Here is a 1625-nt window from a genome sequence, read left to right as displayed (position 1 = left end):
CCGCAGGGTCCTGGGAGAGTAGGACGCCGCCAAGCGAAGAACCACTGCCGATGTTATTCGGTGGTGGTTTTTATTTGCGTTTTTTTACTATAAATCATAGGTGAAACGATTATAAGATACGAATATATGTTATTTCCTGAGAGATGCCCGTGCATCTCTTGTTTGACTTTGTCCCGTTCCTCTGACACACTCATAATTGGATACATACATCACGCATCAGGACATGATTTGAAAGATATCATAACTTAGAAAACGGGGTGCAGGACGACATGGAAATTCAGAAATTGACCGTAGATGATTTTGAACCAGCTATGGCACTCTCCGAGTATGCTTTTCAAGTGGTCATGAGTGAAGAACAAACGGAGAAACGGCGGAGTCAATTTGATTCACAGGATATATGGGGTGTATTTGAGGAAGGACAATTGGGTGCCAAACTTCACATTATTCCTTTTCAAACCTATATTCATGGAAGATCATTCGAGATGGGCGGTATTGCGGGTGTAGCCACATGGCCAGAATATAGACGCAAAGGCTGGGTAGCTGGGCTGTTGCAGCATGCGCTAGAGGAAATGAACCGTAATAAACAAAGTATATCGTTTTTGCATCCGTTCTCTTTTGCTTTCTATCGGAAGTATGGTTGGGAGACTTATGTTGAATTTAAACGATATAAAGTGCCTACAGCTCATCTGCCTGCGAAAAAGGAAACCCCTGGAACAATTCGACGCGGCGATCCGGGACTCAGCACATTAAAGGAAGTATACAGTGCTTATGCTGAGCGCTATAACGGAACCTTGATCCGGAACGATGCAAGATGGGAGAATTCTGTTCTCACTAATGGAGCCAACCAAAAGGCTGTATATTATGATGAAGCTGGTAAAGCACAAGGGTATCTTTTGTATGAGGTTAAAGAAAGAAAGTTTAGCATTCGAGAGATGGTTTATCTGAATGAAGAGGCTAGACAAGCCTTGTGGACCTTTATATCTAACCATGATTCAATGATAGAGGAAGTTACCTTACAGGCACCAGCCAGTGATATGCTTGCTTTTCAATTGGATAATCCGCGAATTCAGCAGGAAATTGTACCTTTCTTCATGGCACGTATTGTGAGTGTGGAGCAATTTATTTCACAGTATCCTTTTGCGAGTCAAGACTCACCCGTACAGATTAATCTTCAGGTAGAGGATGCCTATGCACCATGGAATGAAGGGGTATGGCAATTGAATGTGGCGATGAACGGTACAGCTTCGATTTGGAAAACAACTGAGCCGGCAGCTAAAGATCAGACCGTTAAGGTAGACATTCAAGCGCTCACCGCGATGCTGATGGGTTATCGGAGGCCTACGGAGATGGCTCAAATAGGCAGAATTGAAGGACCGACAGGAGCGATTAAGGCTTTGGAACAAGCGATCCCTAAACGGGAAACGTATTTACTTGATTTCTTTTGATCCCTTTTGACTTTCATGACGAGAGTTCTGACTCATTTTCATTTAGATTTAGCTTGCATAGCAATACGTTGCTATGGTGAGAAAAAAAGACTTCTCCAGCTTTTGGTCAAGACCCCATTTTGTAGACATTATAAAAAGACCCTAGGCTGCAAACTGGCGTCGGTACTCTACCGGCGTCAG

General features: G+C 43.4%; 1 protein-coding gene. It reads left to right on the top strand.

Features of this window, described 5'->3' with window-relative positions:
• Positions 1-269 precede the first annotated feature (269 nt).
• Positions 270-1445: a GNAT family N-acetyltransferase gene (locus P5G61_RS31765; protein WP_301250119.1), complete on the top strand. Its 1176-nt coding sequence runs from the start codon at positions 270-272 to the stop codon at positions 1443-1445.
• Positions 1446-1625: the final 180 nt, after the last annotated feature.

This window comes from Paenibacillus vandeheii (assembly GCF_030433635.1).
In the GTDB taxonomy this organism is placed as follows: Bacteria; Bacillota; Bacilli; order Paenibacillales; family Paenibacillaceae; genus Paenibacillus; species Paenibacillus vandeheii.
Note: the sequence above shows the minus strand (reverse complement) of the source record. Positions and strands in the feature narration are given on the sequence as shown.

Bases quoted from the DNA above. Each gene is read 5' to 3' on its own strand.
- P5G61_RS31765 (WP_301250119.1), top strand. From the start codon at position 270: ATGGAAATTCAGAAATTGACCGTAGATGATTTTGAACCAGCTATGGCA.